Below are 26,872 nucleotides of genomic sequence, written 5' to 3'. Positions count from 1 at the left end.
CGCCGCCGAACAAAATTTGAGAGAAAGGCCCACGCCATTTGGCGTGGGCCTTTCTGCGTTTAAGCTCAGTTGTATGCGCTATGACCTGGTCATCTTCGACAATGACGGTGTGCTCGTCGACAGTGAGCCGATCTCTAATCGGCTGCTTGCCGAGTACCTCACCGAGCTGGGGCATCCGACGTCGTACGAGGACTCAATTCGGGATTACATGGGCTCGGCGATGCATCGGATTCATGATCTGTTGCTGGAGCGGACGGGACGGCGGTTGCCCGAGGACTTTGATGAGGTCTTTCATGCGCGTGTGTTCGCCGCGTTCGAGCGGGAGTTGAAGGCCGTGGCCGGTGTGGTGGACGTGCTTGAGATGCTCGTCGGGGACCGGGTTCCGTACTGTGTGGCGTCCTCTGGGAGTCATGAGCGGATTCGGGTGGGGCATCGGACTACGGGGATCGAGCGGTTCTTCGACGAGGGGCGGATCTTCAGCTCGCAGGATGTGGGGCGGGGGAAGCCGGCGCCGGATCTGTTCCTGTATGCGGCTGAGCGGATGGGCGTCGAACCGGGGCGTTGTGTCGTCATCGAGGACAGTCCGCTGGGCGTGCAGGCCGCTGTCGCCGCCGGGATGGATGTCTATGGGTTCACTGCCATGACACCTGCCGAGAGGCTGGGTGGGGCCACTCAACTGTTCTCCGGTATGGGGGAGTTGGCTGACCTGCTCGTGTGACGTGAGCCCTGGTGGGGCGCTGACATTTGTCATGTCGAGGGTTGGACGATCGTTTCTACCGGGCACCCGGCGCCGGCCGCGAAGCTGGGGGCATGACGACGAACACGGGGAACAGCACTGGGAGCGGCACCAGTGGGCGGGGCAAGCTGCGGGACTTCGCGCCGTTGATCATCGATGTCGCGGTGCCGCTCGGGGCGTACTACCTCCTCAAGAACGGCTTCGGGATGAGCACCCTGATGTCGCTCGCGCTGAGCAGTGTCGTGCCGGCCGTACGGACGGGGTGGGGCGTGCTGAAGTCGCGTGAGGTCAATGGGCTGGCCGCTCTCATCCTCTTCGTGAACGTCGTGTCGCTGCTGCTCAGCTTTGTGGCCGGTGACCCGCGGCTGATGATCGCCAAGGACAGTGTGGTCAGCAGCACTATCGGGATCGGGATCATCGTGTCCGTGGTGCTGGGGAAGCCCATGATGACCGCCGGCATGAAGCCTTGGGTCGTGAAGGGGGACGCTGGGCGGGAGGCCGCCTGGGCGAGGCTTCAGGCCGGTTCGGCGCGGTTTCGGCGGGCCGAGCGGGTGTTCTCGCTGGTGTGGGGTGTGGTGCTGCTCGCGGAGTGCGTGGTGCGGGTCGTGGGGGCGTACACCCTGCCGGTGGACACCATGGTGTGGGCGGGCAACGTGATCATGATCGTGGCCATGGGTGTCGGCTTCCTGGCCGGTGGCGCGTTGGGTGCCGGTCCGATGGCTGCGATGGTCGTCGCTGAGGCGACACCCCGACCGCCCCGACCCTCCGCCTCCGCCGCGGAGGCTCTCGTTCCCGCCAACCTCGCGCCGGCCGAGTAAAACTGAGGGAAATTCATCTTTGGCTGGATCTACCCACCAGTACGCCGGGGCCCTACGCTCGCCGCCATGACTGATGTGCTGCGGCGCGGCAGGGCCTCGTTGGCGTTGAGCTTCTTTGCTCAGGGTGTCGCGTTTGCCCTGCTGGTGACCCGGATTCCGGCCATCCAGGACCGGTACGGCGTCTCCGACGCGCTGCTGCCCGCCTTCCTCGCCGCCGTGCCCGTCCTCGCCGGCGTCGGCAGTGTCACCACCGAGCGGTTGGTGAAGCGAATACCGGCGAGCCGGGTGTTGCGCTGGTCCCAACCCGTCGTGCTGCTGGCGCTGCTCGGGGTCGGGGCGGGGGAGCGGATGGTCGAGCTGGGCGTGGCGTTGGCCGCGTTCGGGCTGGCCGTGGGGGCGTTGGACGCCTCGATGAACATGCTCGGGGTGAGCCTGCAGCGGTCGTACGGGCGCAGCATCATGCTCAGCTTTCACGCGGCGTACAGCCTGGGCGGGATCGTGGGGGCCTCGCTGGCCTGGGTGGGGGCGCACTGGGATCTGGCGCTGTTCGTGTCGTATCTGCCGGTCGTCGTGGTGTTGTTGCCGGCCGCGCTGGTGGGGAGTCGGTGGTACGTCGACGGGCGTGGCGACCGTGGTGACGTTGTGGGGGAGGCCTCGGGGGAGCGTGGGCCGCTCGTCTTCAAGGTGCTGTTGCCGCTGTGTCTGGTGATGACCTTCGCGTATATCGGGGACTCGACCGTTTCCAACTGGAGCGCGAAGTATCTGCAGGATGTGCTCGGGAGCTCGGAGCAGATGGCGACCGTGCCGTACAACGTCTACATGGTGACCACGCTGTTGGGGCGGGCCATCGGGGACTTCGGGGTGCGGCGGTTCGGGGCCGTCGTGGTGGTGCGGGGTGGGGCGTTGGTGGCGGCGGCCGGGTTCGCGGTGGTGGCCTCGGCGCCTGGGGCGTGGGTCGGGATGCTCGGGTTCACGCTGGTCGGGGTGGGGTTGTGTGTGCTGGTGCCGCAGACCTTCGCGGCGGCCGGGCGGTTGTTCCCGGGGGCTTCGGATACGGCTGTCGCGCGACTGAATGTCTTCAATTACGTGGGGTTTTTGATCGGGTCGCCGTTGGTGGGGGCCCTCGGGGACGCGTGGAACTACCGGGGGGCCATGCTCGTTCCGATGGTGTTGGTGCTGGTGACGCTTGGGTACGCCCGTTCGTTCGCCGCTCAACCGGACCGATACGGTGACGGGCATGAGCGGCCGCGCACAGCTGATGTGGGACGAGGCAGTAACGGGCTATGACTTCGGTCCGGAGCATCCGATGGATCCGGTCCGGCTTGCCCTGACCCGGAGGCTCGTCGATGCCTTCGGGCTCGATCGGGACATGGAGGTCGTCGCGGCCAAGCCGGCCGGGGAGTCGACGCTGCGGCTCGTCCACCGGGACGACTACATCGAGGCCGTGAAGACGGCTTCGGTCGAGCCGGGGGCGGCGGATCAGTCGTATGGGCTGGGGACGGTGGACGACCCCGCGTTTGCCGGGATGCATGATGTGTCGGCGATGATCGCCGGGCAGTCGGTCGGGGCCGCTGAGGCGGTGTGGCGGGGGGAGGCGTCGCATGCGGTGAACTTCGCCGGGGGGCTGCACCATGCGATGCCGGGTGGCGCGTCCGGCTTCTGCATTTACAACGACGCCTCGCTCGCTATTGCCCGGCTGTTGGAGCTGGGTGCCGAGCGGGTGGCGTACATCGATGTCGACGTGCATCACGGGGACGGGGTCCAGGCGGCGTTCTGGGAGGATCCGCGGGTTCTGACGATTTCGCTGCATGAGCATCCGCGGACATTGTTTCCGCAGACCGGGTGGCCGGAGGAGACCGGTGCGGCGGACGCGGAGGGGTCGGCGGTGAATGTGGCGCTGCCGGCGGGTACCGGGGATGCCGGGTGGCTGCGGGCGTTCCATGCGGTGGTGCCGGAGTTGATCGCGGATTTCCGGCCGCAGGTGCTGGTGACGCAGCACGGTGCCGACACGCACTTCGAGGATCCGCTGGCGCATCTGGCCGTGTCGCTGGACGCGCAACGGGCCGTGCAGGTGGCGTGTCACGACCTGGCGCACGAGTACGCCGACGGGAAGTGGGTCGCGCTGGGTGGGGGCGGTTATGCCGTGGTCGAGGTCGTGCCGCGGTCGTGGACGCATCTGGTGGGGATCGCGGCGGGGCGGCCGATCGAGCCTACGGCGATGATTCCGGAGAGCTGGCGGCAGGAGGTCTTCGCGCGGACGCGGCAGTTGGCGCCGGCGCGGATGACCGATGGGCGGTGGCCGGTGTCCTGGGCGGACTGGGAGGCGGGGTACGACCCTGGGGACCGGTTGGACCAGGCCGTGCTGGCGGCTCGGCGGGCGGCGTTTCCGCTGCGGGGGTTGTTGCCGTAGGGGCGGATGGCTGCGGCCGTGGTGGGACCGGCGTGCTGGCGGGTCGGCGGGGTGCCGCTGCGCCCACCCGTGCCGCCCCAGCGGCACGACTGCCCGCAGCTACGTGGGCGTCCGCGGCTACGCCGTTCGTCGCTCGCCGGGGCCCCGCGTTACGCCAACCGTGCGGTGTTTTCTCCGTTCCGGCCCTGTTCGTTCCGTCCTTCCGTCACCATCGCTCACGTGTTGAGCACCGCAGCCCTGCGCGCCCATCTGCTGGCCGCGCGTCTGGCCGGGCCCGTGGCCACCTCTCGGGAGGAGAGTCTGCGGAGTTATCGGCTGTTCGCCGCTCGTGATCCCCGGGTGCTGCTCGGGCTCGATCCCGAGGGGGAGTGGGAGCTGCCCGAGGTTGTTGCGTTGATGGCGGAGAAGTGTGGGGTTTCGGCCGATCCGTGCCACATTTCAGGCCACGATGTGATCGATCCTGAGCTGACTCTGACCGCTCTGGATGCCTTCGCGGACCGCCTCGCGGCAGCAGTCCAGCGCAGGGCGCCCGTGCTGCTCGGCACCGGACACCCCCACCGACTGCTCGGGTTCTACGCCGCCTTGGCGGACGCGTTGTCGGCGGCGGGGTGTGCCGTACTCACCCCCGCGCATGGTCGTCGTGTCGACATAACGACCCGGTTCGGCCTACGCACGTACAACCTTGCCTACGTACGAGGAGTCGCGTTGGTGCGGGAACCCAGCGCTCCGAGCACCGGGCGTGAGACCGGCGCACACTGCCACTCCCCCCTCCCGGTTCGTACCGCGCTCGCCGCCGCGGCCGAGGTCGGCGGGCCGTTGCCCGAGCTGGTGATCGGGGATCACGGCTGGGTCTGCGGGGCAGGTCAGCTGGGGTTTGAGGCCATTGGTCCGGCCGATACGAATGACCCCGCGCTCTTTGTGGGGGAGGCTGAGGGAGTCGTGTCCGTCGCCGTTCCGGTTGATGACGGTGTGCGGTCTGATTACTACCGGCCGCTTACCCGCTACGTACTCAATCGAGCGTGTCTGTCCCAGTAGGCCGCCGATGGGTGCACCTCTTCCCCACTCGCATCACTGGCACCTACATTGGGGAGTGAGCACGCAGCGACGAAGAGTCACCGGAAGGGGAAGCCGGTGGCCGTCGAGTGCGGAAGGTTCAGGTGTGTCATGGCTGCAGCTGGCGAGAGGCCTCTGAACGAGGTTCAGTTCCTTACCGTGGCGGAAGTCGCCTCGGTGATGCGAGTGTCGAAGATGACCGTGTACCGGCTGGTGCACAGCGGTCATCTGCCCGCGATCCGGGTGGGGCGGTCCTTCCGCGTCCCCGAGCAAGCGGTTCACGAATATCTCCGCGAGAGCTACGTGGGGGTGGAAACCGCCTGACAACGACGGGCGAGGGGGGATCCTCAAAGCTGTTCAGGATTCACCCTCGTCCCCTCGATTACGACCTCAGCGCTCGGGCGGGTAGGCTAGCCCCTCGTAGGTCGTATGGGCCCATGGCGCCCAACGCCGAGTGATGAGAAGTGAGCGAGGGTAGTCGTGGGCTCTGTTATCAAGAAGCGGCGCAAGCGGATGGCTAAGAAGAAGCACCGCAAGCTGCTCAAGCGCACGCGCGTTCAGCGTCGCAACAAGAAGTAAGCACGCGACGCTGCGAAAGCAGCGTGATTGTGGCCCCCCACCACAGCCGGTGGGGGGCCACACGTGTATCGAGATGACGTGCAGTGGGGGAATTCTCGTCACTTCGTGCATTGGGGGGTCATCACAGCGCAACATCGACCCGCTAAGTTGGCCGCACACGGGGAACTCGGCAGGGGTACGAGTGCTGGAAGGAAGGCGCTGATCTTGGGCAAGGTCGTGCTCGTGACCGGAGTGGCCCGTCCCTTGGGGGGCCGTTTCGTACGACGCATCCAGCGTGACCCACAGGTGGACCGGGTGATCGCCGTGGACGCGGTCCCGCCCGAGCACCATCTCGGCGGTGCCGATTTCATCCAGGCCGACATCCGGCAGCCCACCATCGCGCGGGTGCTGGCGGAGAGCGGCGCCGACACCGTCGTCCACATGGACGTGACAGGGACCGCGCTGGGCAGCGGCAGCCGGACCACGGTCAAGGAGACCAACGTCATCGGGACGATGCAGCTGCTCGGCGCCTGCCAGAAGTCGCCGACCGTGAAGCGGCTGGTGGTCAAATCCAGTACCAATGTCTATGGGTCTGCTCCCCGTGATCCCGCCGTCTTCACCGAGACCACCCCGCCCAAGTCCCTGCCCAGCGGTGGCTTCGCCAAGGACGCCGTCGAGGTCGAGGGCTATGTGCGCGGGTTCGCGCGGCGACGGCCGGACGTCGCGGTGTGCGTGCTGCGGTTCGCCAACATCCTCGGGCCGAGCGCGGACACGCCCCTCGCCTCGTACTTCTCGCTGCCGGTGCTGCCGACTGTGTTCGGCTACGACCCCCGGCTGCAGTTCGTCCACGAGGACGACGTGATCGAGGTGCTGCGCATCGCCTCGCACGAGCCGGAGCGGGGCACCCTCAACAGCGGCACCTTCAACATCGCCGGCGACGGCGTCCTGCTGCTCTCGCAGTGCTCCCGGCGGCTGGGCCGCCCCACCGTGCCGCTCCTGCTCCCCGCGGTCACCTGGGCGGGCTCCTTGGTGCGTACGCTGGGTATGTCGGACTTCTCGCCGGAGCAGATCCGGTTGCTCACCCACGGCCGGGTGGTGTCCACGGACCAGATGCGAGAGACCCTCGGATTCAAGCCGAAGTACACGACGGCGGAGACCTTCGCGGAGTTCGCACGCGGCCGCGGACCGGGTCTGCTGCCGCCGGAGGCCCTCGCGGGGGCCGTCGACCGGATCGCCGCGCTGCCCGTGCTGGGCGGCGGCCACCTCCCGACGCAGAGCGCCAACTGAGGAGCGCATCAACGATGGCGGACGCCAAGGTCATTCCGTTCGACGACGACCGGTCCCGTGGGGGCGCCGTGCAGCGGCCGTCGCGGCGCCGGAGCGCGGGGAGCCGGCGCAAGAGCGGTGAATCCGCGCTGGTACGCGAGGTCCAGCCTCTCCCCGGACGGTCCTTCGCGCAGGATGATGTTCCTGTGACACGTGAGGAAGAGCCGACCCCTGCGAAGCCCCAGGACGACGACGGCGGCGGCCTGGAGCGGCGTATCGCGAGCGGTCTGGCCTTCCTGCGCCGCCGGCTCACCGGGGACTACGACGTCGACGACTTCGGCTACGACGAGGAGCTGACCGACCAGGTCCTGATGTCCCTGCTGCGCCCGGTGTACGAGAACTACTTCCGGGTCGAGGTGAAGGGCGTCGAGAACATCCCGTCCGAGGGCGGCGCGCTGATCGTCGCCAACCACTCGGGGACGCTGCCGCTGGACGGCCTGATGATGCAGGTCGCCGTGCACGACCATCACCCGGCGGGCCGGCATCTGCGCCTCCTCGCCGCCGACCTGGTCTTCGTCCTGCCGGTGGTCAACGAGCTCGCCCGCAAGCTGGGCCACACCCTGGCCTGTGCCGAGGACGCCGAGCGGCTGCTGGGGCAGGGCGAGTTGGTCGGGGTGATGCCGGAGGGCTTCAAGGGCATCGGCAAGCCCTTCGGCGAGCGCTACAAGCTCCAGCGCTTCGGCCGCGGCGGCTTCGTCTCCACGGCGCTGCGCAAGGGCACGCCGATCATTCCGTGCTCGATCGTCGGCGCGGAGGAGATCTACCCGATGATCGGCAACGCGAAGACCCTCGCCCGTCTGCTGGGCTTCCCGTACTTCCCGCTGACGCCGACGTTCCCCTGGCTGGGCCCGCTGGGTGCGATCCCGCTGCCCACCAAGTGGACGATCCAGTTCGGCGAGCCGATCCCCACGGACGGCTATCCGCCGGAGGCCGCCGAGGATCCGATGCTGATGTTCAACCTGACGGACCAGGTCAGGGAGCAGATCCAGCACACGCTGTACAAGTTGTTGGTGCAGCGGAGGTCAGTGTTCTTCTGACCTAGGAGTTTTCTGTACGTCGATGGGGGCGCCCTTCTCGTCTTGAGAAGGGCGCCCCCATCGACGTAACGCTCTAGTTCGTGTCCTCGCCCTCGATGCCCAGGCCTGGCAGGAGGCCGGGGAGCAGGGGCGGGAGGGTGACCGCCGGTTCGGTGGTGGGGCTGGGGGTGGAGGTGGAGGAACCCGAGCTGCCGGTGTCCTTCGGGGGGTCCAGGAGGCCGCCGGTGTTGCCGCCGAGGAGGCCTTCGTTCTCGCCGGTGGTGCTCTCGGAGGAGTTGCTCGGGCGGCTGGACCGGTTGCCGTCGGAGGAGCCGCTGCCGCCGGTGCTGGGGCGGGCGGACTTGTCCGAGCCGGAGGTGCCGGTGGACGACGAGCCGGAGCCGCCCTGGTGCTTGCCCTTGCCGCTCTGGGGCGGCTGCTGCGGAAGCAGGGACTCCAGCGGGGCGACCTCTTGGTCTATGGCGTCGAACACCGACGACACCTCGTCACTGACGTCCCCGAGCTGGAGCGGGAGCCGCTCGCGGAGGCTGCCCCAGGCCGCGCGGTGCGAGCGGGAGAAGGTGGAGAGGGCCTGGATGGGGCCCAGGGAATCGGGGTGACGCTCGTATGCCTCGCGCAGCAGGCGGTGGCCCTCCGCGGCGTCGTGCCGCATGCCGTACAGGGCGCGGCGGATCTCGGCCATCGACTCGTGGTCGAGGTGGCCGCCCCGGCCGCGCTCCATCAGCCGCCGTGCCTCGCTCAGCCGGGTGGAGGCCTGGTCGAGATAGCCGCGCCCGCGCTCGTCGTCGCCGTCGGCCAGGATGTTGAGCTTGAAGTCCTCGATGCCGCGCTTGAGGCCGTAGAGGGAGTCGCCGGGCAGGGCGTCGGAACTCGCGGCGGAGACCCCGCCGAAGGCGCCGGCGGCGACACCGACGCTGAGCCCGCCCGCGGTGAGGCCCTTGGCCAGCCGTGAGCGGGGCCGCAACTTGCCGAGCGGGGACGCCCGGTGTGCCCCTCTCGCGTGGTCCGAACGCTGCCCCGGCAGTGCCGGAGAAGCCTCGCCGCCCGCGGTGCCCTCCTGCAGCATGGCCTCCATCGCGGCCACGAGCTGGGCCCGCTGGACCACCTTGACCTCGGGGTCGAGCTCGGGCTTGGGCAGTTCGCCGAGACTCGCGGTGAGGTTCAGCAGACGCCGTTGCTCGGTCTGTTCCGCAGCAGCCGGTGCCGGTGCCGATCCATCGGGCTGCTCGGCCTGCTCGGCCGCCGGGTCCCGGTCGGTCTGCTCGTCCAGGGCCTGGGCGAAGGCGTTCGCCCGCCGGTGTGCCGATACGTTCGCGATCACTGGCGGCACCTCCTCTCGTGATGACGGTCGACTCCCCAGGGGGTCCTGAGGGTTGCACGCCCTGACCACTTGCACACGATCGAGTGATCGAAGTCGGCCAGGGAGTGACCACAGGGAGCCTGCATCCCGCACAACGAGCGGCTTGGCACTTGGGTTACGGACGGAGGATGAACGGACCGCGAAGTCAACAGACTTTCACCGAAGGTGAGTTGGAGGTTGCGGAGAGTGGTGAGTTGGTACCTGTGACGCGCTCAGCGCGCGTCGTCGGGGAGGAGCCGGGCGAGGGTGCGGACGGCCCGGTACTGGAGGGTCTTGATGGCGCCCTCGTTCTTGCCCATGACGCGGGCGGTCTCGGCGACCGAGAGGCCCTGGAGGAAACGGAGGGTGACGCACTCCTGCTGCTGCGGGTTGAGCCGTCGTACGGCGTCGAGGAGTGCTGCGTTGGACAGGGACTCGAGGACGGAGTCCTCGGGGGAGCGCTCGACCTCGTTGGCGTCGAGCATCTCGCCGGTGGTGACCTCCAGCCGGAAGCGGCTGGACTTGAAGTGGTCGGCGACGAGATTGCGGGCGATGGTGACGAGCCAGGCGCCGAAGTCGCGGCCCTGCCAGGTGAAGGTGCCGATACGGCGCAGGGCCCGCAGAAAGGTCTCGCTGGTGAGATCCTCCGCGGTGGCCTTACCTCCCACCCGGTAATAGATGTACCGATAGACGGTGTCGCTGTACTGGTCGTAGAGCCGCCCGAACGCATCGGCCTCGCCGGCCTGGGCACGTTCGACGAGGTCCATCATTCGAGCGCTGTCGCTGTCCGCGGCCGGCCGTCGAGCGGTCGCCGCACCGGTGGAGCGTCCCCGTCTGCTGACGGTGGCGCTGCTGTCGGCGAGCGCGTAGCACGGGCCTACGGGCAGGGTGGTTACGGCGAGGGCGGGGACGGCGTACGCGGTGGGGACGAAGCCGCGCAACAGGTTGTTGACCGTTGCGCGCAGCGTAGCCAGGCCCGAGGCGTCAACCCCGACGTGTGGGTACACGGGACTCCCAGAGGCAGAGCTTCCATCACGTGCAGTGCGGAACCGTTCACCCGTCGTAGCGAAGGTGGAGGTACCGGTTTGCGTCTGAGGAGAATAACGCTTCGTGCAGGCACTGCTACGCCCAGTTGCTCAAATCATCGATTGCGTCGCTTCCGTAACCGATTGACGCCTTATCAAGTGCCGCAGAGTGACCGCTTGTTGATCGATTTCGCCCGTGTTCCGGCTGACTCCGGGGCGTGTTGTGGCCGTGTGCAGCCAAGGGGACTGGACAGGGAGTTTCGCGGGTATGGCATGCCGATTGGCCTGTGCGCCCGGGCGCGCCGGGCGTACAGGCTGAGAAATCAAGCGAACTAGCGGCGGCGCCTGTGCAGTGCGATCGCCGCCGCCGTGCCGCCGGCCACCGCGCCGACCCCTGCCGCTGCCGGGATGCCGACCTTCGCCGCCTTGCGGCCCGTGCGGTAGTCGCGCAGGCGCCAGTCGAGTTGGCGGGCGTGCTTGCGCAGCTTGGAATCGGGGTTGATCGCGTAGGGGTGGCCGACCAGGGAGAGCATCGGGATGTCGTTGTGCGAGTCGCTGTAGGCGGCGCAGCGGGTCAGGTCCAGGCCCTCCGCGGCGGCCAGGGCGCGGACGGCTTCCGCCTTCGCCGGGCCGTGCAGGGGCTCGCCGACCAGCTTGCCGGTGTAGACGCCGTCCACGGATTCGGCCACCGTGCCCAGTGCGCCGGTCAGGCGGAGGCGGCGCGCGATCACCGTGGCGATCTCCACCGGGGCCGCGGTCACCAGCCACACCTTCTGGCCGGCGTCCAGGTGGGCCTGGGCCAGAGCGCGGGTGCCCGGCCAGATCCGCTCGGCCATGTACTCGTCGTAGATCTCCTCGCCGATCGACTGGAGCTCGGCGACGCGGTGGCCCTTCACGATCGACAGAGCGGAATCGCGGGCCTCCTGCATGTGCTCGGGGTCCTCGACCCCGGCCAGCCGGAACCACGCCTGCTGCCAGGCGAACTTGGCGAGGTCGCGGGTCTCGAAGAACTTCCGTTTGTACAGGCCCCGGCCGAAGTGGAAGAGGGCTGCGCCCTGCATCACGGTGTTGTCGAGGTCGAAGAATGCGGCGGCTTTCTCGTCGCCGAGCACGGGGAACTCCGGCTCGGCCTCCGAGGCCTCCGAGGTCGTCGAGACCTCCGTCGCCTCCTGCGACGACTTGCGCGCTGCCTCCGCCGAGGCCTCGCCAGCCAACACGCTCCGCGCCGTGGCGGAGCGCCTACGGGGAGTGAGCCATCCAAGAGCGGCCATGACCGTGAGCATAGCCAGTTTGTTCGGTGCTTCCGGAGTCGAGAGGTTTGAAGGGTGTGAACTCTCCGCGACCGCGCAGTTAAACGGCGTGGCCGGACGGCGGCTGCGCCCCTGGGCACCGGCGCGGGAGAATGGCTGACATGAGCCCCCTCTTCCGTCGTGCCGCGGCCAAGTCCCCCGGGGACCGGCGCGTCACCCTCATCGGCAAACCGGACTGTCATCTGTGTGATGACGCACAGATCGTGGTCGAGCGGGTGTGCGCCGAACTGGGGGTTCCATGGGAGGTGAAGGACATCAACCAGGACCCCCAACTCCACGACCAGTACTGGGAACAGATCCCCGTCGTCCTCGTCGACGGAGACCAGCACACCTTCTGGCGCGTGAACGAGGATCGCCTCCGCAAAGCACTGACCGGGTAGTCCAAAGTCCTCCGGAAACGGCTTAGGATCGACGGCGACTTGGTCTCGGGGGCGGGCATCGTTGAGGAGAGTGTGCGGTTTTGCCCCCAGGAGTTGAGGAACGGTGGTGCGTATGCGCCGGTTCCACACCAGTGCGCCGGGCGTGCGTGAGCCCGGTCACGTTGGGCGGGCAAATCGGACACCATCTTTGTGCACGCGTTCACAAAGACATAGCCTGCATTCGACGGGGCGGTCATGTAGGGACGTGTGACCGCCTACAGCCCCGCTCTACCCGCAGGAGCACCGTGGCAACTGGCCGAACTCACCGACCGGCGACCCGCAGCCGAGGGATTCCCGAGGCCACCGTCGCCAGGCTTCCGCTGTACCTCCGCGCGCTGACCGCACTGTCGGAGCGCTCGGTACCCACGGTCTCCTCCGAGGAGCTCGCGGCCGCGGCGGGAGTCAACTCCGCCAAGCTGCGCAAGGACTTCTCGTACCTCGGGTCCTACGGAACGCGCGGTGTCGGCTACGACGTCGAGTATCTCGTCTACCAGATCTCCCGTGAGCTGGGGCTCACGCAGGACTGGCCGGTTGTGATCGTCGGTATCGGTAACCTCGGTGCCGCCCTCGCCAACTACGGCGGGTTCGCCTCCCGTGGCTTCCGGGTGGCCGCGCTGATCGACGCCGACCCGGCCATGGCGGGCAAGCCCGTCGCCGGGATCCCGGTGCAGCACTCCGACGACCTGGAGAAGATCATCCAGGACAACGGCGTGTCCATCGGTGTCATCGCCACCCCCGCCGGTGCCGCCCAGCCGGTCTGCGACCGGCTCGTGGCCGCCGGCGTCACCTCCATCCTGAACTTCGCGCCGACCGTGCTGACCGTCCCGGACGGCGTCGACGTGCGCAAGGTCGACCTCTCCATCGAGCTGCAGATCCTCGCCTTCCACGAGCAGCGCAAGGCCGGCGAGGAGGCCGCCGCCCACACCGACGGCAGCGGACCGGCCGCCGTCACCCGCCCGGGGTCCGACGACTCCGCCGATCAGGGCCCGGACGGGGACGTACCCGCCGTGATGCCGGCATGAGTCTCCTCGTCGTCGGGCTGAGCCACCGCAGCGCCCCGGTCAGCGTCCTGGAGCGGGCCGCGCTGAGCGCGGACGCCCAGATCAAGCTGCTGCAGGACACGATCGCCGCCGAGCCGGCCACCGAGGCCGCCGTGCTGGCCACCTGCAACCGCATCGAGCTGTACGCCGACGTGGACAAGTTCCACGCCGGTGTCGCCGAGCTGTCCACGCTGCTCGCCCAGCACAGCGGGGTGGGGCTGGACGAGCTCACTCCGTACCTCTACGTCCACTACGAGGACCGGGCCGTCCACCACCTTTTCTCGGTGGCCTGCGGGCTCGACTCCATGGTCGTCGGCGAGGGCCAGATCCTCGGGCAGATCAAGGACTCCCTCGCCAAGGCGCAGGAGCTGCACAGCGCCGGGCGGCTGCTGAACGATCTGTTCCAGCAGGCCCTGCGGGTCGGTAAGCGCGCCCACTCCGAGACCGGGATCGACCGCGCCGGGCAGTCCCTGGTCACCTTCGGGCTTGAGCAGCTGGCCGAGGGGGCGGACGTCACGGCGTGGGCCCGCGGCAAGAAGGCCCTGGTCATCGGCGCGGGGTCGATGTCCTCGCTGGCCGCGGCGACGCTCGCGCGGGCCGGGGTCGCCGAGATCGTCATCGCCAACCGGACGCAGGACCGGGCCGAGCGGCTCGTGGAGATCCTGAACGACGGCACGGACGTGCCGGCCCGCGCGGTACCGATGGAGTCGGTGCCGGTCGAGCTGACACGTGCCGACGTCGCCGTCTCCTGCACAGGCGCGACGGGGCTCGTCCTCACCGCCGAGGAGGTCGCCGCCGCGGTGGAGGGCCGTACCGGGCAGCCGGTCGCCTTCACGGAGGCGGGCACGCCCGCGCCCCGGACGGTCGCCGACTCCACGGACGTACGGCAGACTCCGCTGCCGCCCACCAGCGTCGGCACCGACGAGAACTGCCCGCTCGACATCGCCGCCGTGCAGGGAGGTTTCTCTGTGCTCGGCGAGGAAGCCGTCGCCGGCATGGACGCGGCCACCCTGGAGCAGCACGCGGCGTGGGCCGCGGGCAGTGCCGTCGACCGGCGGGAGGCCGCCCGGCGCAGCCCCGAGGCCGATGCCGAGCTGATCACCGCGCTCGCCGCGACCGTGGCCACCGTCGGCCGCATCCCCGAGCGCCGCAAGCCCGAGCCGGTCGCCGAGGTGCCCCGGCCGACGCCGGTCCTGACGCTCCTCGACCTCGCCATGCCCCGCGACATCGACGCCGCCGTGCACCGGCTGGCCGGGGTGAGTCTGGTCGACATCGAGTCGCTGGCGGAAGCTTCCGCCGACGCTCCGATGGCGTCCGACGTCGACCAGGTCCGCCGTATCGTCTCCGACGAGGTCGCGGCGTTCGGGGCGGCGCTCCGGGCCGCGCACATCACGCCGACCGTCGTGGCGCTGCGGGCGATGGCCGCCGATGTCGTGGCGAACGAGATCGCCCGGCTGGAAGGCCGGCTGCCCGGCCTCGACGACAAGCACCGGGGCGAGATCACGCAGACCGTCAAGCGCGTGGTCGACAAGCTGCTGCACGCCCCGACCGTGCGGGTCAAGCAGCTCGCCGCCGAGCCCGGCGGCGCCGGTTACGCGGATGCCCTGCGGACCCTGTTCGACCTCGATCAGGAGACGGTGGCCTCCGTCTCCCGCGCCGAGGACAGCACCGAGAAGAACCGAGGCCCACGATGACTCAAGCGCCACTACGGCTCGGCACCAGGCGCAGCAAGCTCGCCATGGCCCAGTCCGGGCAGGTCGCCGACGCGGTGAGCCAGGTGACCGGACGGCCCGTCGAGCTGGTCGAGATCACCACGTACGGCGATGTCTCGCGCGAGGCCCTCGCGCAGATCGGCGGCACGGGTGTGTTCGTCACCGCCCTGCGCGACGCCCTCGTCAGGGGCGAGGTCGACTTCGCCGTGCACTCCCTGAAGGACCTGCCGACCACGCAGCCCGAGGAACTGGCCCTGGCGGCCGTACCCGAGCGCGAGGACCCGCGCGATGTGATCGTCGCGCGTGATGCGCTGAAACTCACCGATCTGCCGCGCGGGGCGCGCATCGGTACGGGTTCGCCGCGGCGGATGGCGCAGCTGAACGCGTACGCGCGCAGCCACGGGCTTGATTTCGAGACGGTTGCGATCCGGGGGAATGTGGATACCCGGATCCGGTACGTGCGCGATGGTGAGTTCGACGCGGTGGTGCTGGCTGCTGCCGGGCTGCAGCGCATCGGCCGTATCGACGAAGTGACCGATTTCCTCTCGGTCGACACAGTTTTGCCCGCCCCCGGCCAGGGGGCACTGGCGATCGAGTGCACCGCGGACAACGCGGACCTCGTCGCCGCGCTCGGCGAGCTCGACGACCCGTTCACCCGGGTCGCCGTGACCGCCGAACGCTCACTGCTCGCCGCCCTGGAGGCCGGCTGCTCCGCCCCTGTGGGCGCGCTGGCCGACCTTCTGGCCGACGGGCAGATTGTCAAGGAAATGCGCCTGCGCGGCGTCGTCGGCACGACCGACGGCACGCGGATGGTGCAGCTGTCCACCACCGGTCCCGTGCCCGAGACGCACGACCAAGCGCTGGCGCTCGGTCGCGAACTCGCTACCGAGATGCTTGCCCAGGGCGCGGCCGGTCTGATGGGGGAGCGAGCACAGTGAGCCCCACCACCCTTCCCGCCGGCCTTGAACACGGGCACGTCACCTTCCTCGGTGCCGGACCCGGGGATCCGGGGCTGCTGACTCTGCGCGCCGTCGAGGCGCTGGCGAACGCCGACGTACTCGTCGCCGAGCACGAAGTGCTCGACGTCGTGCGCCAGCACGCCAGAGCGGGCGTAGCCGAAGTGCACACGGACACGGGTCCCGACGCGGACGCCGTCCCTGGCACAGGCACGCCTCAACTAGCGGTTGTTGACGGCGCGTCAACGACCGCTGGGCTACCCGCGGTGCGGGATGCCGCACATCTTGTCATGGAGGCCGCGCGCGGCGGCAGGCGGGTCGTGCGTGCGGTGTCCGGGGATCCCGGGCTCGACACGTACGCCACCGAGGAGATGCTGGCGTGCGCCGCGGCCGGTGTGCCGTTCGAGGTCGTGCCGGGTGTCGCCGCGGCCGTGGGCGTGCCCGCGTATGCCGGTGTGCCGTTGCGGGACGCGCAGGGCGCGGACGTGCGGTTCGTCGACGCGCGGACGGCGTCCGACCGGTGCTGGACCGAGGTGGGTGCCTCGGACGGGACCGTTGTGGTTTCCACGACGCTCGATGGCGTGGGTGCCGCTGCCGGTGAGCTGGTTTCCGCGGGGCGTAAGCCCGATACGCCGTTGACGGTGACCGTTGCCGGTACCACGACGCGGCAGCGGACCTGGACGGCCACGCTCGGGACCATCGCGCAGACTTTGAAGCAGGCCAAGGTGCTGCCCTCGCCCGAGGGCGGGCGGCCGGTGATAGCCGTGGTCGGTGAGCGTTCCGCCGCAGCACAGCGCGACCAGTTGTCGTGGTTCGAGTCCAAGCCGCTCTTCGGGTGGCGGGTGCTCGTGCCGCGTACGAAGGAGCAGGCGGCTTCGCTCTCCGACCAGTTGCGGTCGTACGGGGCCGTGCCGCACGAGGTGCCGACGATCGCCGTCGAGCCGCCGCGGACGCCTCAGCAGATGGAGCGGGCCGTGAAGGGGCTCGTGACCGGGCGGTATGAATGGATCGCCTTCACCTCGGTGAACGCGGTCAAGGCGGTGCGGGAGAAGTTCGAGGAGTACGGGCTCGATGCTCGGGCCTTCGCCGGGATCAAGGTCGCGGCGGTGGGGGAGCAGACCGCCAAGGCGTTGATCGCCTTTGGTGTGAAGCCGGATCTTGTGCCCAGCGGGGAGCAGTCGGCTGCCGGGTTGCTTGAGGACTGGCCTCCCTATGACCCTGTTTTCGACCCGATCGACCGGGTGTTTCTGCCCCGGGCCGACATCGCTACGGAGACGTTGGTGGCCGGGCTCATCGAGCTTGGCTGGGAGGTCGATGACGTCACGGCCTATCGGACCGTGCGGGCCTCGCCGCCGCCGGCGGAGACTCGGGAGGCGATCAAGGGGGGTGGCTTTGATGCCGTTCTCTTTACGTCGTCTTCCACTGTGCGGAATCTGGTGGGGATCGCTGGTAAGCCGCACAACGTGACTGTGATCGCGTGTATCGGGCCTGCTACGGCTAAGACCGCTGAGGAGCATGGGCTTCGGGTGGATGTGATGGCTCCGGAGCCGTCTGTGCACAAGCTGGCTGAGGCGTTGGCCGACTTCGGGTTGCGGCGGAGGGCTGCGGCTGTGGAGGCCGGGGATCCGGTTACTCGGCCGAGTGAGCGGCGGCCGGGGGCTCGGCGGCGGCGGTCTACTACGTAGGGGTTGGGTGGGGGTTTCGCCCCCGCCGCCCCTACCCGTCCCGTCCCTGGGGGCCTGCGGCCCCCAGACCCCCGCTGTCGGCCCTGAACGGGCCTTGCCCTCAAACGCCGGACGGGCTGATTGTGTGGCCGAAGCGCAGCAGGTTTGCCGGGTCGTACTTCGACTTGTCCTTGCGGAGGCGGTCGTAGACCTCTGGGGTCCAGGGGCGGGACCGGTCGGAGGCGTCGCCCGGGGTGCCGTGGATGTTGATCAGGGTGTGGCCCGTGCCGTATGGGGCCATGGCTGTGTGCAGGGCCGTGGTTGCCTGTTCTATGGCCTCGGCTGTGGGTGGGGTCATCATGACGCCCACCGCTGACAGGAGGTAGCCGGCGTCGCGGGCGCAGATGGCGTCCTTCAGGCGGGGTGGGCGGGCGAGGGCGCCGCCCATGTGGCGGATCTCCACCATCAGCAGGGGGCAGTCGGGGGACTCCGGGCCCGCCTGGGACAGGAACGTGGTGATGGCGTCCGGGGGGAGGTCGCGGAGCAGGGTGCACGACTCCCTCGCGGGGAGGGGGTCCTGGGGTTCCATGAAGATGCGGTCCATCGCCGCGTACGGCATCTCTTCCACCGTGTCGACCACCACCGGTGCTGCCGAGCGGATCGGGGCCAGTAGGCGGTCGGCGTCGGGTGGGTTTCCGGTGTAGGCGATCGCCACCCTTGCCCAGAAGCCGCCGCGCAGGGGCTCGGGGATCTGGGGGAGCGGTGGCAGTCGTAGCAGGGTGAAGGCGCTGCACATCTCCTCGGGGATCCGGTGGGTCCAGTCGGTCCAGGTTCTCAGTACCGTCTCCGCGTGCTCGCCCGGGAAGTGGATGCCGCCGCCGTACAGGGTGCTGATGGGGAGCAGGTCGAAGGTCAGGGACGTCACCACGCCCACGTTGCCCTTGCCGCCGCGCAGGGCCCAGAACAGTTCGGGCTCGTGGTCGGGGTCGCTCACGCGGAGGGTGCCGTCGGGGGTGACGACCTGGAACGAGCGGACGGCGTCGGTGGCGTAGCCGTAGGTCCGGCCGAGGACCGGCAGGCCGCCGCCGAGGGTGTAGCCGACCACGCCCGCGTCCGAGGCGGTGCCGCACAGGGGAGCCAGGCCGTGCGGGGCGGCCGCGTCCAGGACGTGGCGCCACTTCGCACCGGCGGCGACCGTGGCCAGGCGCCGGTCGGGGTCTATGAGTACGTCCGTCATGCGGGCCGTGCTGATCAGCAGGCCGTGGTCGATCGGGAAGTTCGCGCCGTGGCCCGTCGCCTGGACCGCGACCGGGGTGCCGGTGGCCGTCGCCCAGCGCAGGGCCGTCACGACGTCGTCGGCGCCCGTCGCGCCCACCACCACCTCGGGCGTGTGCAGCGCGGCCAGGTTGAAGCCGGTGACCTCGTCGGCGTAGCCGTCGTCGCCGGGGCGCAGGACCGGGCCGTGGATCTCGGAGAGGGCGAACAGGTCGGGCATGTCGAGGTGACGGGTGGGTGTCATCGCGGCCTCCGCGGTGTCGGTACGGAGGGTCCTGAATGGGCTCTTCTTCAGGATGGACCCGGGATCGAGGCCCTCGCATGCCGGGGCGGCGTCCCGACGGGACGTTGGTAAAGGTGCCGCGGGGGCGGGCGTAGCGTAGGCGGTATGACGACGTATGGATCCTTCCCCGGTACTCGGCCGCGGCGTCTGCGGACCACGCCCGCGATGCGGCGCATGGTCGCCGAGACCCGGCTGCACCCCGCCGACTTCATCCTTCCTGCCTTCGTGCGCGAGGGCGTCAGTGAGCCGGTGCCGATCGAGGCCATGCCGGGGGTCGTGCAGCACACCCGGGACAGTCTGAAGAAGGCCGCCGCGGAGGCGGTGGCTGCCGGGGTGTCCGGGATCATGCTGTTCGGGGTGCCGGAGGAGTCGAAGAAGGACGCCCTCGGGACGCCCGGGACCGATCCCGACGGGATTCTGCAGGTCGCCCTCCGCGATGTGCGCGCCGAGGTCGGCGACGAGCTGCTCGTCATGTCCGATCTGTGTCTCGATGAGACGGTCGATCATGGGCATTGCGGGGTGCTCGACAGCGAAGGGCGCGTCGACAATGACGCGACCCTGGAGCGGTACGCCGAGATGGCGCAGGTCCAGGCCGACGCCGGGGCCCATGTCGTGGGGCCCAGCGGGATGATGGACGGGCAGATCGGGGTCGTCCGGGACGCCCTCGACCAGATCGGGCGGGAGGACGTCGCCATCCTCGCCTATACGGCCAAGTACGCCTCCGCCTTCTACGGGCCGTTCCGGGAGGCCGTCGGGTCGTCGCTCAAGGGTGATCGGAAGACCTATCAGCAGGACCCCGCCAATGCTCGGGAATCGCTGCGGGAGCTTGCCCTTGATCTGGAGGAGGGGGCCGACATGGTGATGGTCAAGCCCGCCGGGCCCTACCTCGACATCCTGGCGCGGGTCGCCGACGCCGTGGACGTGCCGGTCGCCGCCTATCAGATCTCCGGCGAGTACTCGATGGTCGAGGCCGCCGCCGAGAAGGGCTGGATCGACCGGGACCGGGCGATCCTGGAGACGCTGACCGGCATCAAGCGGGCCGGGGCGCGCAACATCCTCACGTACTGGGCGACGGAGGCCGCACAGAAGCTGGGCCGGTAGTCACGGACTGTCCGACGGGGACGGCGGCTCGGGGGTCGTGGCGGTGGGGCTGGTCGGGGTCGACGGGCCCTCGTCGCGCAGGCCGTGGCCGTCCTCGCACGCGGTGAGCGTGAGCGCGGCGATCGTCACCAGCGTGGCGGCGAGCAGCCGGGCGCGGGGGCGACGGGCTGGGGATGCGGACGCGGGCGCGGACGCGGACATGGGGTGGCCCTCTCCTTGGGTGGGGGGTTGGGGTCGGACCCCAGCCTGCGTGATCATCCCTCCCGGTCGCCACCTTCGGCCGGGAATTCGGGACGCCGGAGTGGCGGGACGGCCGCTGACCTGCGGGGACGTGCTGTCCCGAGGGGGTCGTGTGGGACGCCGGACAAGGGTCGGGCGGATGGTGCCGGGCGGTGGCGTCCGTATCCCGGAAAGTCTCTTGTAGAGGGCATGCAGTTCTCTAGGCTGCCCGGCACGAGCCGTCGCCCGCGTCGCCGTAGCCCTAGGAGCCGTGTCATGACCGTCATCGAGCCCGCGCCCCGCCATGCCCCAGCCGCCGTGCCGTCGCTCGCCGCACGGACCGGGGCCGTCGGTGGTTCTCCCGTGCGGGACATCCTCGCCGTCACCGCCAGGCCCGAGGTGATCAACTTCGCGGGTGGGCTGCCCGCGCCCGAGCTGTTCGACCGGGAGGGCATCGCCGCCGCCTTCCGGGATGTGCTCGCCGAGACGCCGTCGGCGGCCCTGCAGTACTCCACGACCGAGGGGGAGCCCAGCCTGCGCACCGGGCTCGCCGCACGTCTGTCGGCGCGGGGGCTCGGCACCGACGCCGACGACCTCCTCGGCACCACCGGCTCCCAGCAGGGGCTGTCGCTGCTGGCCACGGCGCTGTTGGAGCCCGGCGACACGGTCCTGGTCGAGGACCCCTGCTATCTGGCGGCGCTCCAGGTCTTCGGCCTCGCGGGCGCCCGCGTCGTGGCCGTGCCGGGCGATGCGGACGGGGTGGATCCGGCGGCGCTGGAGGAACTGGTGGCACGGGAGCGGCCGAAGCTCTTCTACACCGTGCCCACCTTCCAGAACCCGACCGGCAGGACGCTGCCCGCCGACCGCAGGGCCGCCGTCGCCGACGTCGCCGCACGGCGCGGGGTGTGGATCGTCGAGGACGACCCGTACGGCGAGCTGCGGTACGACGGCGAGCACGTGCCCTGGATCGCCTCCTACCCCGGCGCCGAGGACCGTACGGTGCTGCTCGGCTCCCTCTCCAAGGTGATGGCCCCCGGCCTGCGGCTGGGCTGGCTGCGCGCACCGGCCGCCCTGCGGCGGGCCTGTGCGGTCGCCAAACAGGCCGCCGACCTGCACACCCCGACCGTCAATCAGCTCGCCGCCGCCCGCTGCCTCGGCGCCCTCGACACCCATGTGGCCCGTGTCAGGGACGTCTACCGCGAGCGCCGCGACGCCATGCTGGCCGGTCTGCCCGCGGCCCTCCCCGAGGGGTCGAGCTGGAACCGGGCCGAGGGCGGCATGTTCCTCTGGGCCCGGCTGCCGGAGTCGTACGACACCACCGAACTGCTGCCGGAGGTCGTGCGGCACGACGTCGCCTACGTCCCCGGGGCGCCCTTCTACGCCGGTGAGCCGGACCGGGCGACGCTGCGGCTGTGCTTCGTGACGCAGACGCCCGAGGAGATCGGGGAGGGGTTGCGCAGGCTGGGGGAGGGGCTGAGGTCAGCCGGGGCCGGGGCCTGACAGGTACTTCTTCAGTCCCACCAGAAGTACCAGGCCGGCTGGTTGAGGAGTTGGTTCTCGGCGTAGGCCGCGATGGTGCTGTCGCTGCTCTGCCAGAGGTTGTCCGGGCAGAACGCGAGGTGCTCGGCGGCCAGGGCCTCCGCCTCGGCGAGGGTCGTGGGCGGGTTGCCGACCGACACCAGCAGGGTGTCGAAGCCGAGCGTCACGACCCGTATGCCGAAGCGGTCCTCCCACGAGCGCAGCACCGCGGACAGCCGGCCGGTGTCGTCCTCGTGGTTCACCGGGCCCGACCAGCCGATCGCCGCCGGGATGTCGGCGCTGCGGCGGGCCGGGACGAGGGCGAGACGGGGGTCCTTCAGGGGGCTGCCGTCGGCGAGGAGGGAGTCCACGATGTCGTCGGCGACGGACTCCGGGTCCTCGGCGGCGCCGGTACCCTCCGCGTCCCCGGCGGCGGCCAGGCCCGGCCAGTCCGCGTCCTCCTGCGCGAGCTCGTCCCAGAGGTCCTCCAGGACCTCCTCGGGGTCGTGATCCCCGGGATACGACATCTCGCCGGGCATCAACTCCCAGAGCTCCGGCCCGTCATGACCCGCCCCGACGTCGATCACGACCGGGATCAGGCCCACGGGCGGTGCCGTGCGCCGGAACTCGGCCCAGCCTTCGGACGTCGCCCGGTCGTCCGCCAGCCACAGCAGCGGCTCGTGCCACGGCCCCTGGTCGGTGGCGGCGACCAGGCCGCCGGGCGGGAGGTGCAGACCGAGGGACGCGAGCCTCGGCAGAGGGTTCGGAAGTGTCGCCATGCCGGTGACTGTAAGGGCAGCCACTGACAACGCGCTTCACTCCGTCACACGGCTGTGGAAACACTCCTCGCCGCCGCCCGCGGCAGGGTGGAAGCAGGCCCGGACGACGGCTCCCGGACGGGTCGCGGTCATGGGGGTGTAGACGTAGTTGGCCGCGTCCACCGCACTCTGGACCTCCGCGTCGCGGACATGACCGCCACCGGCCGCCGACATCTCCAGCCGGTCGCCGATACGCGTCGCCCACATGCGGGCCCAACTCGTGCCGCACTCGGGGCTGTAGCGCAGTTCCAGCCAGGCGCCGGAGGCGGTGCGGTGGGAGGCGAGGGTGTCCGGTGCGCTGCCGCACTTCATGTGCATCGCGCTCTGGCCCTCGCAGCTCTCACCCTGGCAGCGCGGGCCCTGCGCGGCCGGGGGCGGTGACAGTGACGCACGCGGTTCGCCGTCCCCGTGCGGCAGCAGGAGGGCCACCGCGGCGACGCCGCCGACGGCCACGGCGCACACCGACGCGAGCACCGCCATGACGGCCGTACCGCGATGCACGGCGCCGTCGTCGGGGGCGCCCGCCTCGGGCGTCGCTCCGTCCGGAGGATCGGGGGCTTCCTCCTTCGCCCGTCCGCTCCCCGCCGACTCCGCGATCTCCCACAGGGCCACACAGCGCCCCTCCGGCTCCCCGGCGAGCCGGCACAGCTCCTGCACCGCCTCGCGCGGCGGGAGCGTCCGCCCGGTCAGATAGCGGTCCCAGGATGACTTGCTGAACGCGGTCTTCGCCGCGAGCCCGGCCAGGCTCAGACCGGTCCGCCCCTTCAACTCCCGCAGCGCGGCGGCCAGTCGGGCCCGCTCCGGCGGAGGCGACAATGGCGGGGACGGCGGTGGCTTCTTGGTCATCGCCGTAACACCTTCCAGGTGTGCGGCCCGATGATGCCGTCCACGACCAGCCCCGCCCGCTGCTGCGCCTGCTTGACCGCCCGCTCCGTCAACGGGCCGAAGATCCCGTCGACATCGCCCGGCGAGATGCCCGCCCGGCGCAGCAGGCACTGCGCCTCGGCCACCTCCGGCCCCGCGTGGCCGGCGGCCAGGATGGCGTCCGAGCCGCGGCTGATGCCCGCGTACCAGCGGCCGTCGATCCGTTCGGGACGGCAGGTGTACGCCGGTCCCGACCGCGACGCCGAGGCGGACGCCGACGCGGTGGTCGCCGACAGGGACGCCCTGGGCTGTTTCTCCTCCTCGCCGCCCAGTCGTACGACGAGCAGGACGGCCGTGGAGACGGCCAGCACCAGCGCGACCGACCCCGCCACGAGCGCGACGCGCAGCGAACGGCCGGGCGAGCGCGGCGCCGCCCCGATGACGGTGGTCGTGCCGGGGGTCGTGGCCTTGGCCGCGTCGGGGCGGCCCTCCCCCCACGCCTCCTCGGCGATCTCGTGCAGCGCCAGCAGACGCGTCGGATCCTCGCCCACCGTCCGCGCCAGCGCCTCGACGGCCTCCCGGGAGGGCAGCGATCTGCCGCCGAGATACCGCTCCCACGACTTCTGGCTGTAGCCGGTCCGCGCCGCCAGCTGCCGCAGGCTCAGCCCGCTGTGGTCCTTCAGCCGGCGCAGGCGCACGACCAATTGCCGTACGCGCGGATCCAGTTCCGCGGGCAGCGCTGCCCAACGCGACATGTTCCCCCCATACGCGTTCATGATCGGGGCCCATGGTCCGTGGTCGGCGTTCCCGTGCCCCCGCCGCATTCTCCAACAGGAACCACGGACCGCACCGGGAGCCGGTTCCCGCGCGGGTACAGAATCAGCCATCGTCCGTCACTGCCGTCCCGTGGGACCGTCTCGGGCGACGGTGTCCTCGCAGGTCAGCGAGTGGGACATCCCGTGCTGACGTCACTTCCGCGGCAACTGTGGCGGCCGGTGCGACACGCCCCGCATTCTCGATCCGTCAGCCGGCGGCACGTCAGGTGCCGTCCCACGACCCACAGGGGGAAGCATGCGTTCGAACGCGTTGACCAGGACCGTCGTCAGCCTCACCGCCGTCGTCGGGCTCGCCGCCGGAACGGTGGCGGCCGCCGGCACCAGCTTCGCGGCGCCCCATCAGGCCACCAAGCCCGCGGCGAGCGTCCAGGACGTCTCCGTCCTCGCCGTGAACAACCTCGGCCTGACCACCACGCAGGCCGGCTACGTCCAGTGCTGGCTCCAGGACTTCTGGGGCTACACCGGCGCCATCGACGGACAGCTCGGCACCAACAGCTGGAAGGCGATGCAGCGCAACCTCAAGCAGCACTGGGGCTACAACGACAGCATCGACGGAATCGTCGGCAAGAACACCATCAGCGCGCTGCAGCGTTCGATGAAGGCACACCAGGGCTACGACGGCGCGATCGACGGCATCGCCGGACCCAAGACCAAGGCCGCGTTCAAGCGGTTCGCGGCCGACTCCAAGCAGTACTGCTGAGCCGACCCAACGACCGCACAGACCGCACAGACCGCGCGGCCCGTCCTCCCGTCGGGGGAGAGGACGGGCCGCGCGCGCGTCGTCAGGCGCTCACAGCCGCTCGGGCGTCCGGATGCCCAGCAGGGCCATGCCCTGGTGCAGCGTCCGGGCCGTCACGTCGCACAGGAACAGACGGTTCCGCACCTGCTCCGGCGACTCGGCCTTCAGCACCGGGCACTTGTCGTAGAACGACGTGTACAGCGACGCCAGTTGGTACAGGTACGCCGCCAGCTTGTGCGGGGCGTACTCCGCGGCCGCCTCGAAGACCGTGTCCCCGAACGCGTCCAGGTGCAGGCCCAACGCCCGCTCCGCCGCGTGCAGTTCCAGCTCCGGGTGCGCGGCCGGCCGTACGTCTCCCGCCTTGCGGAGGATCGACTGGATACGGGCGTACGCGTACTGGAGATAGACCGAGGTGTCGCCGTTCAGCGAGACCATCTGGTCCAGGTCGAACTTGTAGTCGCGGTTCGGGGACGTCGACAGGTCGGCGTACTTCACCGCGCCGATGCCGACCTGTGCGGCCCGCTCCTGGATCTCGACCTCGGTGAGGTCCTGCGCCTTCTCCCGCACGACCTCCGCGGCCCGCTGCACCGCCTCGTCCAGCAGGTCCTCAAGCCGTACGGTCTCGCCCTCACGCGTCTTGAACGGCTTGCCGTCCGCGCCCAGCACCGTGCCGTAGCCCATGTTGTGCGCGGTGACCTCGTCGGTCAGCCAGCCCGCCCGGCGGGCCGTCTCGAAGACCATCTTGAAGTGCAGGGACTGACGGACGTCCACGACATAGAGCAGCGACGTGGCGTGCAGGTCCTGGACGCGGTTGCGGATCGCCGTCAGGTCGGAGGCCGCGTATCCGAAGCCGCCGTCGGCCTTCTGCACGATCAGCGGGACCGGCTGGTCGTCCTTGCCGCGGATCTCGTCGAAGAACACCACCAGCGCGCCCTCGGAGCGCACCGCGACGCCCATCTCCTCCAGGAGGCGGGCGGTCTCCGGCATCCCGTCGTTGTACGCGGACTCGCCGACGATCTCGTCGTCGCGGATCTCCATGTCGAGCTTCTCGAAGACCGAGTAGAAGTAGACCTTCGACTCGTCCACGAACTGCTGCCAGAGTTCCAGGGTCTCCTTGTCGCCGGACTGCAGGGCGACGACCCGCTTACGGGCCCGCTCCTTGAACTCCTCGTCCGAGTCGAAGACCGCGCGCGACGCCTTGTACACCCGGTTCAGATTCGACATGGCCTGCTCGCCGTCGACGTCCTCGGCCGGGGCCAGCTCGCCCGGGTGCTCGAACAGGTACTGGATGAGCATGCCGAACTGGGTGCCCCAGTCGCCGATGTGATGCCGGCCGATCGTCTGCTCGCCGGTGAAGTCGAGCATGCCGCGTAGGGCGTCGCCGATGACCGCCGACCGCAGATGGCCGACGTGCATCTCCTTCGCCACGTTCGGCTGGGCGTAGTCGACGACCGTGATGCCCGCCTGCTCCTTCAGGGGCACGCCGAGGCGCTCGCCGTCCGCGTGCCGCGCGGCGAGGTTCCCGGTGATGGCACGGTCGGCGACGGTGATGTTGAGGAAGCCGGGCCCGGAGACCTCGACGTCCTTGATCACATCACCGGTGACGATGTGGCCGACGACCTCCGTCGCCAGCTCCCGAGGGTTCGCCTTGGCCTTCTTGGCGAGGGCCAGGATCCCGTTGGCCTGGAAGTCGGCCCGGTCGCTGCGTCGCAGGAGCGGGTCGGCGTCGGCCTCCGGCCGGGTGGCCGAGATGGCGTTCGCGAGACGCTGCTGGACTTGAGCGGTGAGCGACGTGACCGAGGTCATGGGATGGATG

General features: G+C 70.1%; 26 protein-coding genes. 17 read left to right on the top strand and 9 right to left on the bottom strand.

Going from position 1 to position 26,872, the window contains the following annotated elements; genetic code table 11:
• Positions 1-73: 73 nt before the first annotated feature.
• The 9 genes from IE325_RS33260 (at position 74) to IE325_RS33220 (ending at position 7,938) form a co-directional block, all read left to right on the top strand.
• Positions 74-718 (top strand): HAD family hydrolase, encoded by a 645-nt coding sequence (locus IE325_RS33260; protein WP_190073822.1) that lies wholly within the window; start codon positions 74-76, stop codon positions 716-718.
• Between the two features lie 92 nt (positions 719-810).
• Entirely contained in the window at positions 811-1,554 is a 744-nt protein-coding gene (locus IE325_RS33255; protein WP_190073821.1) for a VC0807 family protein, read from the top strand.
• A gap of 66 nt (positions 1,555-1,620) precedes the next feature.
• Positions 1,621-2,841 carry an MFS transporter gene (locus tag IE325_RS33250; RefSeq protein ID WP_190073820.1) on the top strand — a complete coding sequence of 407 codons (1,221 nt, stop codon included), beginning with the start codon at positions 1,621-1,623 and terminating at the stop codon, positions 2,839-2,841.
• Complete coding sequence (locus tag IE325_RS33245; protein WP_190073819.1) at positions 2,792-3,964, top strand: acetoin utilization protein AcuC; 1,173 nt, start codon at positions 2,792-2,794, stop codon at positions 3,962-3,964. Before IE325_RS33250 ends, IE325_RS33245 begins: the two co-directional genes overlap by 50 nt.
• A gap of 219 nt (positions 3,965-4,183) precedes the next feature.
• Positions 4,184-4,999 carry a phosphatase gene (locus IE325_RS33240; protein ID WP_190073818.1) on the top strand — a complete coding sequence of 272 codons (816 nt, stop codon included), beginning with the start codon at positions 4,184-4,186 and terminating at the stop codon, positions 4,997-4,999.
• Positions 5,000-5,128: 129 nt separating this feature from the next.
• Positions 5,129-5,341 carry a helix-turn-helix domain-containing protein gene (locus IE325_RS33235; protein WP_004984898.1) on the top strand — a complete coding sequence of 71 codons (213 nt, stop codon included), beginning with the start codon at positions 5,129-5,131 and terminating at the stop codon, positions 5,339-5,341.
• A 156-nt stretch (positions 5,342-5,497) separates the two neighbouring features.
• The gene (locus IE325_RS33230; RefSeq protein WP_003948845.1) at positions 5,498-5,596 is read left to right on the top strand and encodes a 30S ribosomal protein bS22; all 99 of its coding nucleotides are present in this window, start codon (positions 5,498-5,500) and stop codon (positions 5,594-5,596) included.
• Between the two features lie 204 nt (positions 5,597-5,800).
• Positions 5,801-6,862: an NAD-dependent epimerase/dehydratase family protein gene (locus tag IE325_RS33225; RefSeq protein WP_190073817.1), complete on the top strand. Its 1,062-nt coding sequence runs from the start codon at positions 5,801-5,803 to the stop codon at positions 6,860-6,862.
• 14 nt (positions 6,863-6,876) lie between these two features.
• On the top strand, positions 6,877-7,938 hold the full coding sequence (locus IE325_RS33220; RefSeq protein ID WP_190073816.1) for a lysophospholipid acyltransferase family protein: 1,062 nt from the start codon (positions 6,877-6,879) through the stop codon (positions 7,936-7,938).
• Positions 7,939-8,011: 73 nt separating this feature from the next.
• Here IE325_RS33220 and IE325_RS33215 read toward each other — a convergent pair whose 3' ends face one another.
• The 3 genes from IE325_RS33215 to IE325_RS33205 form a co-directional block, all read right to left on the bottom strand.
• A complete protein-coding gene (locus IE325_RS33215; RefSeq protein WP_190073815.1) occupies positions 8,012-9,259 on the bottom strand; it encodes a DUF5667 domain-containing protein in 1,248 nt (415 codons plus the stop codon).
• Positions 9,260-9,510: 251 nt separating this feature from the next.
• Positions 9,511-10,284, bottom strand: coding sequence for an ECF subfamily RNA polymerase sigma factor, BldN family (locus IE325_RS33210; RefSeq protein ID WP_190073814.1), 774 nt, complete (start codon positions 10,282-10,284; stop codon positions 9,511-9,513).
• 350 nt (positions 10,285-10,634) lie between these two features.
• A complete protein-coding gene (locus IE325_RS33205) occupies positions 10,635-11,573 on the bottom strand; it encodes an HAD family hydrolase (protein WP_190073813.1) in 939 nt (312 codons plus the stop codon).
• A gap of 131 nt (positions 11,574-11,704) precedes the next feature.
• Here IE325_RS33205 and IE325_RS33200 point away from each other — a divergent pair, with 131 nt between their 5' ends.
• The 5 genes from IE325_RS33200 (at position 11,705) to IE325_RS33180 (ending at position 17,424) form a co-directional block, all read left to right on the top strand.
• Complete coding sequence (locus IE325_RS33200) at positions 11,705-11,992, top strand: glutaredoxin family protein (protein ID WP_190073812.1); 288 nt, start codon at positions 11,705-11,707, stop codon at positions 11,990-11,992.
• A gap of 284 nt (positions 11,993-12,276) precedes the next feature.
• The gene (locus tag IE325_RS33195; RefSeq protein WP_190073811.1) at positions 12,277-13,053 is read left to right on the top strand and encodes a redox-sensing transcriptional repressor Rex; all 777 of its coding nucleotides are present in this window, start codon (positions 12,277-12,279) and stop codon (positions 13,051-13,053) included.
• Positions 13,050-14,765 carry a glutamyl-tRNA reductase gene (locus IE325_RS33190; RefSeq protein WP_190073810.1) on the top strand — a complete coding sequence of 572 codons (1,716 nt, stop codon included), beginning with the start codon at positions 13,050-13,052 and terminating at the stop codon, positions 14,763-14,765. The genes IE325_RS33195 and IE325_RS33190 overlap by 4 nt, the downstream gene beginning before the upstream one ends.
• On the top strand, positions 14,762-15,721 hold the full coding sequence (gene hemC, locus IE325_RS33185) for a hydroxymethylbilane synthase (RefSeq protein ID WP_190073809.1): 960 nt from the start codon (positions 14,762-14,764) through the stop codon (positions 15,719-15,721). Before IE325_RS33190 ends, hemC begins: the two co-directional genes overlap by 4 nt.
• A complete protein-coding gene (locus IE325_RS33180; RefSeq protein WP_190073808.1) occupies positions 15,718-17,424 on the top strand; it encodes a bifunctional uroporphyrinogen-III C-methyltransferase/uroporphyrinogen-III synthase in 1,707 nt (568 codons plus the stop codon). Before hemC ends, IE325_RS33180 begins: the two co-directional genes overlap by 4 nt.
• 100 nt (positions 17,425-17,524) lie before the next feature.
• On the opposite strand, the gene IE325_RS33175 is transcribed toward IE325_RS33180, so the two are convergent.
• Entirely contained in the window at positions 17,525-18,922 is a 1,398-nt protein-coding gene (locus IE325_RS33175) for an FAD-binding oxidoreductase (RefSeq protein WP_190073807.1), read from the bottom strand.
• Between the two features lie 144 nt (positions 18,923-19,066).
• On the opposite strand from IE325_RS33175, the gene hemB reads away from it, so the two are divergent.
• Positions 19,067-20,062: a porphobilinogen synthase gene (gene hemB, locus IE325_RS33170; RefSeq protein ID WP_190073806.1), complete on the top strand. Its 996-nt coding sequence runs from the start codon at positions 19,067-19,069 to the stop codon at positions 20,060-20,062.
• Here hemB and IE325_RS33165 read toward each other — a convergent pair whose 3' ends face one another.
• A complete protein-coding gene (locus IE325_RS33165; protein ID WP_190073805.1) occupies positions 20,063-20,263 on the bottom strand; it encodes a hypothetical protein in 201 nt (66 codons plus the stop codon).
• Between the two features lie 294 nt (positions 20,264-20,557).
• Here IE325_RS33165 and IE325_RS33160 point away from each other — a divergent pair, with 294 nt between their 5' ends.
• Positions 20,558-21,781: an aminotransferase-like domain-containing protein gene (locus tag IE325_RS33160; RefSeq protein ID WP_190073804.1), complete on the top strand. Its 1,224-nt coding sequence runs from the start codon at positions 20,558-20,560 to the stop codon at positions 21,779-21,781.
• An 11-nt stretch (positions 21,782-21,792) separates the two neighbouring features.
• Here the strand turns inward: IE325_RS33160 and IE325_RS33155 are convergent, their stop codons facing one another.
• Genes IE325_RS33155 through IE325_RS33145 form a run of 3 tightly spaced genes read right to left on the bottom strand, consistent with a single transcriptional unit; the run spans position 21,793 to position 24,236 of the window.
• A complete protein-coding gene (locus IE325_RS33155) occupies positions 21,793-22,578 on the bottom strand; it encodes a DUF4253 domain-containing protein (RefSeq protein WP_190073803.1) in 786 nt (261 codons plus the stop codon).
• A gap of 36 nt (positions 22,579-22,614) precedes the next feature.
• Entirely contained in the window at positions 22,615-23,463 is an 849-nt protein-coding gene (locus IE325_RS33150) for a helix-turn-helix domain-containing protein (protein ID WP_190073802.1), read from the bottom strand.
• Positions 23,460-24,236, bottom strand: a complete 777-nt coding sequence (locus IE325_RS33145) for a peptidoglycan-binding protein (RefSeq protein ID WP_190073801.1) — start codon at positions 24,234-24,236, stop codon at positions 23,460-23,462. The genes IE325_RS33150 and IE325_RS33145 overlap by 4 nt, the downstream gene beginning before the upstream one ends.
• A gap of 316 nt (positions 24,237-24,552) precedes the next feature.
• On the opposite strand from IE325_RS33145, the gene IE325_RS33140 reads away from it, so the two are divergent.
• A complete protein-coding gene (locus tag IE325_RS33140) occupies positions 24,553-25,017 on the top strand; it encodes a peptidoglycan-binding domain-containing protein (protein WP_190073800.1) in 465 nt (154 codons plus the stop codon).
• Positions 25,018-25,107: 90 nt separating this feature from the next.
• Here IE325_RS33140 and argS read toward each other — a convergent pair whose 3' ends face one another.
• A complete protein-coding gene (gene argS / locus IE325_RS33135) occupies positions 25,108-26,862 on the bottom strand; it encodes an arginine--tRNA ligase (protein WP_190073839.1) in 1,755 nt (584 codons plus the stop codon).
• Positions 26,863-26,872 lie beyond the last annotated feature (10 nt).

Source organism: Streptomyces lanatus (assembly GCF_014655715.1).
Lineage (GTDB): Bacteria > Actinomycetota > Actinomycetes > Streptomycetales > Streptomycetaceae > Streptomyces > Streptomyces lanatus.
Note: the sequence above shows the minus strand (reverse complement) of the source record. Positions and strands in the feature narration are given on the sequence as shown.